Source organism: Deltaproteobacteria bacterium (assembly GCA_029858205.1).
In the GTDB taxonomy this organism is placed as follows: Bacteria; Desulfobacterota; GWC2-55-46; order GWC2-55-46; family DRQE01; genus JAOUFM01.
In genome coordinates, this window is record JAOUFM010000008.1 from 80,219 (window position 1) to 89,555 (window position 9,337).

Annotated in this window: 11 protein-coding genes and 1 other RNA gene; all 12 read right to left on the bottom strand. The window is 52.3% G+C overall.

Going from position 1 to position 9,337, the window contains the following annotated elements; translation table 11 throughout:
- Positions 1–2: 2 nt before the first annotated feature.
- Positions 3–1,565 (bottom strand): ribonuclease Y, encoded by a 1,563-nt coding sequence (rny, locus tag OEV59_07570; GenBank protein MDH4227586.1) that lies wholly within the window; start codon positions 1,563–1,565, stop codon positions 3–5.
- A gap of 35 nt (positions 1,566–1,600) precedes the next feature.
- The gene (locus tag OEV59_07575; protein ID MDH4227587.1) at positions 1,601–2,206 is read right to left on the bottom strand and encodes a 5-formyltetrahydrofolate cyclo-ligase; all 606 of its coding nucleotides are present in this window, start codon (positions 2,204–2,206) and stop codon (positions 1,601–1,603) included.
- Between the two features lie 226 nt (positions 2,207–2,432).
- A non-coding RNA gene (gene ssrS, locus OEV59_07580) (6S RNA) lies at positions 2,433–2,608 on the bottom strand.
- A gap of 21 nt (positions 2,609–2,629) precedes the next feature.
- Positions 2,630–2,899 carry a cell division protein ZapA gene (gene zapA, locus OEV59_07585; protein MDH4227588.1) on the bottom strand — a complete coding sequence of 90 codons (270 nt, stop codon included), beginning with the start codon at positions 2,897–2,899 and terminating at the stop codon, positions 2,630–2,632.
- An 8-nt stretch (positions 2,900–2,907) separates the two neighbouring features.
- Positions 2,908–3,132 carry a cell division protein ZapB gene (locus tag OEV59_07590; protein MDH4227589.1) on the bottom strand — a complete coding sequence of 75 codons (225 nt, stop codon included), beginning with the start codon at positions 3,130–3,132 and terminating at the stop codon, positions 2,908–2,910.
- Positions 3,133–3,362: 230 nt separating this feature from the next.
- On the bottom strand, positions 3,363–4,100 hold the full coding sequence (locus OEV59_07595) for a hypothetical protein (protein MDH4227590.1): 738 nt from the start codon (positions 4,098–4,100) through the stop codon (positions 3,363–3,365).
- Positions 4,101–4,125: 25 nt separating this feature from the next.
- Positions 4,126–5,634 carry a glutamate synthase-related protein gene (locus tag OEV59_07600; protein ID MDH4227591.1) on the bottom strand — a complete coding sequence of 503 codons (1,509 nt, stop codon included), beginning with the start codon at positions 5,632–5,634 and terminating at the stop codon, positions 4,126–4,128.
- 90 nt (positions 5,635–5,724) lie between these two features.
- Positions 5,725–6,801: a glutamine amidotransferase family protein gene (locus tag OEV59_07605; protein MDH4227592.1), complete on the bottom strand. Its 1,077-nt coding sequence runs from the start codon at positions 6,799–6,801 to the stop codon at positions 5,725–5,727.
- Between the two features lie 42 nt (positions 6,802–6,843).
- Entirely contained in the window at positions 6,844–7,293 is a 450-nt protein-coding gene (locus tag OEV59_07610) for a 4Fe-4S dicluster domain-containing protein (protein ID MDH4227593.1), read from the bottom strand.
- A 16-nt stretch (positions 7,294–7,309) separates the two neighbouring features.
- Positions 7,310–8,251 carry a CoB--CoM heterodisulfide reductase iron-sulfur subunit B family protein gene (locus OEV59_07615; protein MDH4227594.1) on the bottom strand — a complete coding sequence of 314 codons (942 nt, stop codon included), beginning with the start codon at positions 8,249–8,251 and terminating at the stop codon, positions 7,310–7,312.
- 138 nt (positions 8,252–8,389) lie between these two features.
- Positions 8,390–8,578 carry a 4Fe-4S binding protein gene (locus tag OEV59_07620; protein MDH4227595.1) on the bottom strand — a complete coding sequence of 63 codons (189 nt, stop codon included), beginning with the start codon at positions 8,576–8,578 and terminating at the stop codon, positions 8,390–8,392.
- A 24-nt stretch (positions 8,579–8,602) separates the two neighbouring features.
- Entirely contained in the window at positions 8,603–9,277 is a 675-nt protein-coding gene (locus OEV59_07625) for a D-alanyl-D-alanine carboxypeptidase (protein ID MDH4227596.1), read from the bottom strand.
- Positions 9,278–9,337 lie beyond the last annotated feature (60 nt).

The window sequence follows — 9,337 nt, forward strand, 5'->3', positions numbered from 1 at the left end:
TACTACCTCGCAAACTCGGTTGACCGGGTCTCGCGTATGACGGTTACCTTTATCATGCCGGGGTAAGTGAGCTCTTTTTCTATCCTGTTTGCTATGTCCTTTGATAGAACCGTTGCGTAGTTGTCATCTACCGAATTGCTCTCGACAAGGACGCGAACCTCTCTGCCGGCCTGAAGCGCGTAGGACTTCTCGACACCCTTAAAGCTGTTGGCTATCTTTTCGAGGTCTTCGAGCCTCTTTATATAAGCCTCATACATTTCTCTTCTTGCTCCGGGGCGCGCGGCGGACAGGGTGTCGGCTACCTGCACAAGTATGCCGAGTATCGCCTCCGGGTTCTCGTGGTGCTGCCCGATTGCGTCAATCACGTTTTGCCTCTCGCCGTACTTCTTGGCAAGGTCGGCTCCGATTGTCGCGTGCGAGCCCTCGACCTCGTGGTCAACTGCCTTGCCTATGTCGTGAAGAAGCCCGGCCCTTCTCGCAAGTTTTGTCGGAAGCTTGAGCTCTGCGGCAAGTATGCCGCAGATAAACGAGACCTCAAGTGAATGCGCGTACACGTTTTGTCCGTAGCTTGTCCTGTATTTGAGCCTTCCGATGAGCTTTTGTATCTCAGGGTGTACGCCGTGGAGCCCGGTATCGAAGACCGCTCTTTCTCCGGCCTCGACTATGGCCTTCTCGACATCCGCCTCGACCTTGGTTACAAGCTCCTCTATCCTTGCCGGATGAATTCGACCGTCCTGAATAAGGCGCTCTATGGCGCGCTTGGCGACTTCCCTTCTAACCGGGTTGTGGCCGGAAAGAATAACCGCCTCCGGAGTATCGTCTATTATAATGTCTATGCCCGTAGCAGCCTCTATGGCGCGTATGTTTCTTCCCTCTCTGCCGATTATCCTGCCCTTCATCTCATCGCTTGGAAGATGCACTACCGAGACCGTCTTCTCGGCAACGTACTCGCCTGCATAGCGCTGTATGGCAAGGGCGATGATGTTTTTCGCCTTCTCGTCCGCCTCGGCCCTTGTCTCTTCCTCTATCTTTTTAAGGAGCTTTCCGGCCTCTATCTTGGCCTCTCCCTCCATGGCGTCTACGAGTGTCTTCTTCGCTTCCTCGGCACTCATGCCCGATACGGCCTCGAGCTTTCTCTTCTGCTCCTCTATGGCCGCCTGCGCCGCCTTTTCCGCCTCTTCGAGCTTTTTTTCCTTAGTAGCTACGTCGCGTTCCTTTCTTTCGAACTCAGCCTCTCTTTTCTCTAGCCCGTCGACCTTCTTGTCTATCTGCTCTTCCTTGTTAACGAGCCTTTTCTCGATGCTCTGTATTTCCTTTCTCTGCTCCCTTACTTCCTTATCGAACTCCTGCCTGCCCTGGAACAAGAGATCCTTGGCCTTAAGTTCGGCCTCCTTCTTTATCCTCTCTGCGTCTCTCTTTGCATCTTCAACAAGCGCCTCGGCTGCATCGTTTGCAGAGGCAAGCTTTGCCTCGCTCATCTTTTTTCTAAGGATAAACCCTATTACAACGCCTATCGCGATACCTGCCAGGACCGCTATAATGAAAACTATATCCGAAAATATCATGGTGAAAACTCCTTTCAACCCTTTTTATTGTGCAATCAAAACTCGCGGGCAACCCTGACTACCCGCTTCTCCGTTACGATGACGTCGAGCCTTACGTCATGGGGCTCGAGCCCTATGTCTTCACTGACGACCTGGAAGTCGTAAGCGAGCGCCGCCTTGATGCAGTCCGCGCCCTTTAGCGCCGCATCGTAGTACCCGAGCCCGTAGCCGACCCTTGCGCCCAATTCATCGAAGACGAGCCCTGGAACAACGGCACAATCGAGTTTAGAAGCCTCTATGCCCGGCATTCCCGGCGCCGGCTCTGCTATGCCGTAGCGCCCGCTTACGAGCTCATCTAACGATCCAACGCGGCAAAACGTTATGCCGCCCCTCTTCTCCGTCCGCGGATAGAACACCTCTTTGCCGTCTTTGATAGCGGCCTCGAAGAGCTCTTTTGTCGAGACCTCATTCATGACACCCGAGTACAGGGCTATCCTCCCTGCCCCGGCATATTCCGGCAGTACGAGAAACGCCCTTGTAATGGCACGGCTTAAGGCGCGCACATCGGATAACAACATGGCCTTACGCGCAGCGCCAAGCTTTGCTCTAAGCGTTTCCTTTTTTTCTCTGGCCTGATGAACAGCCGCGTCCGTACGCGACATGGCGTCGTGCCGGGGGCTCGTGGAAAAGGCTATAAGGTATATCTTGAATCTGCGGGTTATACGGTACGCGGCGAAAAACCCATCGCCGCCTTTACGTCAAACACCGGTTTTATGCTGCCGTTATATTTTCCAACCTCGCGATTTTTAACGCCGCCGCTTTTTACCCGGGCACGCCCGGACAAAGAAGCCAACCAAACCGTCCCGTAAGTTATCCGCAATTTCAATCTTTTTCCCCGCGAATGCCGTGTGCGGCACATTTTGAACCTGTATGAACAGGTGGCCGCCGGTGGTAACCTCTTTCGACGTCCCGTAAAGGGCATGCCGTCCAAGGACAGAGCCAGCTGCCTATTTTAGAGTATTGGTTCTAAAATACAGCCGCTATCACCAACACCGCAGGGAAGCTTTTCAAAAAAACAACCCGCTTCAAGATACCTTTTTTTCGAGTTGATCCACAAGTTCGCCCGATCTCTTCTCCAGCCTCTCGAGTTCGGTCTTGACCTTTACGAACTCTCCGGCCAGATTAAGCGCAACAAGAAGCGCTAAATCGAGCGTTGCCACCGCTTTTGTAGTTCCGCGCACTTCCTCTATCGTCCTGGCGAGGCACTCCTCGACGGCCTTTATATATTCCTCGCTCTCATCGCTCGTAACAGCGAGCTTATGCCCGAGTATGCTTAACTCAACCACTCTTTTCACGAGCGACCTCAAACGTTTTGGATAAGACCGTCAAGCCTGCTTAGCAACCCTTCGACCTTTTCCCTTACTGCCCCTTTCTCCTTTTCGTATTTTTTAACCCTGTCTCTGAGTTCGGCTCTCTCCGTGTCTTTACGCCCAAGTACTTCACGAAGCGCGGCCTTATCGGCCTCGAGCGAGGCGCAAAGCTTCAGAAGATGCCCTATCTTTTCCTCTAACGCGTCAAACTTCTGCATCTTACCCCTAAAAGCGGCGGCATGATAAACCGCCCTTTTAATCTGAATATATAATACGACTTTAAGGTATCTCTGTCAAGTCCTTGTAATAAGAAGCTATTTCATAAAAAAGCAGCGCCGCAACCCGAAAATAACAAAAAAAATGCCTGCGCGGCTTTGGGCTGCGCAGGCAACGGAAGACAAAATTAAAACGCACCGAATATCAAGGCCAAGTTTAGCCCCGGCAAGGCTCAGTACGCGTAAAGATTTCCGTAAGGCCTCTGGGATACGGGTAAAAGCTTCTTAAAGGGCTTCTTCATCACATCGGCAAGGTTGAGGCCAAAGTCCTTACAATAGTCCTCGAGATATTCCTTAAGAAGCTTATCGTCCTCCTCATCGGTCGCCATGATGCCGACTTCAGCGCCGCAAAGGTCCTTATCTATGTCGCCCCTTACATATATGACGCCGCCGTGCATGCCTGTGCCAAGATAATCGCCTACTATAGCCTCATTAGCCTTCAAATCCAGGCCAAGCAGTATAAGCACGCCTCCGGCCATGTACTCGCCAAAGAAATCTCCCGCCGAGCCGCCGACAATCACGACCGGGACCTGCTTCTTATACCCCTTCATGTGTATGCCAACGCGGTACCCGACACTTCCGCGCACGTGGAGCTTGCCGCCCCTCATGCCGTAACCAAGCACGTCTCCTGCGTTTCCTTCGACGATAACCTTGCCGCTGTTCATCGTATTGGCAATGTTATCCTGCGCATTGGCCTTTATCCTAAGCTCAGGGCCGTCCATAAAAGCCGCAAGGTCGTTACCGGGCACACCCTCGACGGTTATATTGACCTTCTTTCTTATGCCGTCGCCGATATAGTACTGCCCGTTGACGTTTTTAAGGATTATCTCCTTATCGCCTTTTTCAACGGCCTCTCTGACCTTTGCATTCAACTCGCGGTAATATACGCCTTTTGCGTCTATCGTGCTCATGTGTTTTTTACCCGTGCCTTATTATTTATCTGCCTGCGGCCTTTACGCCGAGTATATCGAGTGTCGCCGTATCGAGCCCCACGCCGCGAAGCCTCTCACGGCTGCCCCTTAAGCTCTCTACCGCGTTCACGCCAAGTGCGCCGAGTATTTCCTTAAACTCATGGCTCCATGCGTGTATTAGATTAGCAAGCCTCTCGGCAAATATCTCGGGATCGAGCCTTGCCGTAAGCTCCGGCCTCTGTGTGGTAATGCCCCAGGAGCAGTTGCCTGTGTAACACTTGCCGCACACCGTGCAGCCCATTGTAATGAGCGCTCCTGTTGCTATAGCTACGGCATCGGCGCCAAGCGCAATTGCCTTTACAGCGTCGGCTGCGCTTCTTATGCCACCTGCCGCGATTATAGAGGCCTCGTTCCTTATACCCTCTTCCCTTAGCCTATCGTCCACTGCCGCAAGGGCATGCTCTATCGGTATGCCCATGTGGTCCCTTATCGCCACGGGCGCGGCCCCTGTGCCGCCTCTAAAGCCGTCCAGATAAACAATATCCGCGCCTGCGCGCACAATGCCAGAGGCTATTGCCGCTACGTTATGCACGGCCGCTATCTTTACGGAAACTGGCTTATAGTTCGTTGCTTCTTTTATCGCGTATATGAGCTGCCTTAGATCCTCTATCGAATATATGTCGTGCTGCGGAGCAGGACTAAGCGCGTCCGTGCCGACCGGTATCATCCTCGTCTTTGCGACCTCGAGCGGGATTTTCTCTCCGGGCAGATGGCCGCCTATTCCGGGCTTAGCGCCCTGGCCTATCTTTATCTCGACAGCCACACCTGCGTTAAGATAATCCGGGTTAACGCCGAAACGTCCGGAAGCAACCTGCACGATTATGCTGTCCTTATAAGGAAGGAGATCTTCATGCAACCCGCCCTCTCCGGTGTTCATCAGTATGCCGCACTCCTTCGCGGCCATGGCAAGCACCTTCTGCGCGTTAAGGCTTATGGAGCCAAAGCTCATGGGAGAGAATATAAACGGCAGTTCTATCTTGATTTGCGGCGGCATCTTTGTCTTGACCTTCAAAGAACCGTCCTTGCCTCTCTCTACCTCCACCTTCGACGGCTTCTTACCGAGATAAGTCCTAAGCTCCATCGGCTCCCTTAGCGGATCGATGGAAGGGTTCGTGACCTGGCACGCGTCTAAAAGAAGATTATCAAAGAGCACGGGATAGGGCATATCGCTTCCCATGCCGGTTAGCGGCATGCCGCCTGTCTCCGCCTGCTTCTTTATGTTCCTGATATTATAGTAGCCCCAGTTGGCGTTAGACCTAAAACGCGTTGGGTTGTCCTTTATCTCGATTGCCTCGACCGGGCAGTAGTGGTAGCAGCGAAGGCACTTCACGCACTTCATCGTGTCGATAAGCACGCGGTCCCCGCCCCACGAATACACGCTCCAGCCGCAGTTATGGATGCATCTCTTACACCTGATGCATTTGTCTGTATCTATCGTCGCCAGGAACTCCGGCGGCGCAAGACTCTTGAACATGTTCTTGGCCTCTCTTGTAGTTAGTACCCTGTAATTTTATAAAGCGCGTAAAATACGCAAAAATCTGTCTCTTGAAAAAATCTGCAGCCCTTACTTTTCAAACTCCACTATGACCGGGTTTCCGGCCCTCGGTGTCCAGACCTTATCCAACTCAGGTGTTATTTCCCTTATTGCGCTCTCCTCACTCGCCATGTAGACAAAGTCGCCCTTTTCTGCGGCAACAAGCGGCCTGAGCTTAATTCTGTCGTTTATACCGACAAGCCCGCCGCTGTGGCCAAAGAGTATCGAGAACGGGCCGTTTAAAAGCGCGCTTGCGTAAGTTTGGCGAAGCGCGGTAAATGCCTCGCGCTCTGCCTCGGGCATCTTGTCTATGTTCTTCCAAAACGGCGCGGCAAGCACCGAGCACGCTGTCTTTATATCGAGCCCGTGCCTTCTTATAAGAAGGTCGAATGTATAGGCCGCGACCTCGGTATCCGTTAAAAGCGTTAGCTTATAGCCATACATCTCGAGATAACGCTTGTTGATGCCGTAGCTCGATATCTCGCCGTTATGCACAATCGACCAGTCAAGAAGCGTAAACGGATGCGCTCCGCCCCACCAACCGGGCGTATTGGTCGGGAACCGGGTGTGACCGGTCCAGATGTAGCCGCTGTATTCATCTAGCTTAAAGAACTTTGCTATGTCTATGGGGTTACCGACACCCTTAAAGGCGCCCATGTTTTTACCGGAGCTGAATATATACGCGCCCTCTATCTCGGAGTTGACCTTCATGACCGTTCTAACGACAAAGTCGTCTGCGGTCTGGCCGCCTCTTAGCATTGTCTTATCGGGCTTTACGAAGTACCTAACAAGCATCGGACTGATTACGATGTTCTTTACCGGTGCCGTAGGTATTTCCTCTATCTTCTCGATATCGTAGTTGGCCTTGAAAAAGTCCTCGGCCTCCTGCTTACTCGACGAGAAATCGTACATCACGTGGAAGGCGTAGCAGTCCTCGAACTCCGGGTATATGCCGTATGCCGCGTACCCGGCGCCAAGGCCGTTACCCCTGTCGTTCATAAGGCAAAGGGACTTGGTGATGTAGCTGCCGTCCACCTTCTTTCGCTTCCGGTTTATGAGGCCTGTTAAGCCGCAGCCCGATATGTCTTTCTGGTAATCGTGGTTCATGTTAAAAGGTTCTCCTTCTAAAGAAACGCCTCTCGCGGCGCGTCACGCCGCGCTTTTTTTCTTGGCCTTGTATATCTCTACCATCTTTAAAAACTCATCCATCCCGGACTTCGAAGGCTCCGGAAGCCCGAGCTTCTTTCTTGGCGGAAGTGCCGGCTCTCCAAGCTTTCCGGTCTTTGCAAACATCTCGTAGCCGCGCTTTACCTGGGCCGGGTGCACGCCCTTCTTTGTCGCGTAGAGGCGCATCGCTGTCATTGCGTTCTCGAAGCCGTAGTGCTGGTAGCATATCTCAACGCAGTGATGGCACTCGAGACACTGCCATATGCTCTTCGAATCGACCCACTTATCGTGCTCCCCTTTGACTATGTCCTTAACAACGGCCCTCGGGTCGTAGCCCTCTATATGGAGGCACGCCGGGCAAAGGTTATAGCACGCGCCGCACTCTGCGCATTTTTCCAAAAGCTTCATATTAAGCGTTGATTCGAGCATCATTATCCCCCCTTATCCCCTAAAAGGCCCCTTCCATGTTCATACCGCCCTCGAGCGTCGAGGCTGCGTTCTTTTTCTCCATCGCATTCCACTTCTCGAGAAACGGCGCCACGTCCATCCTGTGTCCGTCCATGCCGAGCTCTTCTGGCTTATAGCCCATGGCAAGCCCTAGAAGGTCTGTAAAATAAAGTATCGGGATGCTTAGCTTCTCGCCGTCCCTTGCCATGAGGAACTGATTATTGTCGAACTGCAAAAAGCACGACGGGCAGCAAAGCACCATGGCGTCCGCGCCTATGGCCCTTAATTCGTTTAGCTTAACACGCGCCATGTTCAGGGCTGCGTCGTGCTGGTCCACTCTATCGAGGCTCTGGCCGCAGCACTTAAGCTTGTTTAAATAACTAAGGCTCTCTGCGCCAAGCGCGCGTACGAGGTTATCGAACTTCTTTGGCTCAAGCGGGTCGTCGTTCTTTAGCGCGTGAGACGGCCTCATCATATGGCAGCCGTAGTGTATGCCTATCTTCATGCCCTCGAAGCCGCGCTTTATCTTCGCCTTTATCGCGTTTATGCCTACTTCGTCGTGGAAAAACGGCACAAGGTGCTTAAGAGAAGCAGTGCCATGGAACTCTCTGCCTATTTCCTTTAGAATCGAATTTACATCCGCTTCTTTCTTCGCATCTCCGTGGAGCTCGCCCTTAACGGTTGCGAGGTTCGAAACACATCCGGTGCACGGGCTTACTATGTCTACACCTTCTTTTTCCGCAACGGCCATGTTCCTTGCGGCAGTAAGGAGCCAGAGCCCGTGGTCAACGTTATTTACAAGCGACTTCTCCGGACAGCACGTAAAGCCGTCTATATCCCTATACGGAAGGCCAAAGCCCTTTAAAACCGTTCTTACCGATTTCTCTATAAAAGGGAAGCGCGCCTGAATGGTGCATCCCCAGAATATCGTAAAATCCTTCATTTCAAACCTTCTTTCAAAAGCGGCAAAACGCGGCCTCCTTTTATGGTATCAAAGGAAAAGGCCGCGGCCGTTGGTAAAACCTTCACTCAGTCCCGTGAAAAAAAACAGGCGGGTTTAAGTTCCCCCGGCTGACCCCGATTATGCCGGCACGCATGCCGCGGTCGGACAGACCTCGGCGCATTTGGCCGAATCGAAGTGCCCCTTACAGTCGATGCAAACCTTCGGGTCTATGGAATAAATGGGGTCGCCCTCGCTGATAGCGCCCACAGGGCACTCGGGCTGGCATACGCCGCATGCTACGCAATCTTCGGTAATCTTGTGAGCCATGATAGAGTCTCCTCTTTACGTTTTTTACACACAAAAGCCTGTGGCTTTATTTGTGTATACTGTATCCATTATAATACTCCTCATCAAAATAAAAGACAAGTGTTTTTTTGCTGCAGGCGGCTCTCCGGCCTTTGACGGCGCGACATGTACCGCTATAGTGTGCAAATCAAGCCCGAGGGCCGAAGGCGGGGCGTAGGCCGGGCCTTTACGCGTTCTATCGAGGCCGATTGGATTAAATAAAGTATCGTCAGCCACGATGCTGCCGTTTACTGTTTTTATGCCGGATTTCAGCATGTCTTTTACCGCATTCCTCAAGTCCGCTTCCGATAACAACGCATTGCCGCGGCCTGTTAGGTATAGGTTGCCGTTTAAGACGGTGTTCTTAAGTTTGGCGTCGCGGCTGATGTATGTGGTCATGTCGATTTTATTCGCGTGTTCGAGCGAAGCGCCTGAAGTAAATAGCTTTACGAGCGAGGCAGGGGTAAGCCCGCTTGCGCTCTCTGCAGCGCGGCTGCCTGACTTTGCGTCGTATATAAAGCTATTTGTATTTATGTCCATTACGCTCATGCTCCACTCTGCGCCCTCGGGCAAAAGCCCTTTTAACCGCTCCTCAAGCTCCGCGCCCTTGCCTACGGCAACTGCCGGAAGCAGGAATAATGCCGTAACAAGCAAATAATTCGTAAACCTCTTTTTCCGCATTCGTCATATACATTGTGTCGGTTTACTTCACGTTTTACTATCTATCACCCATCAAAAGCA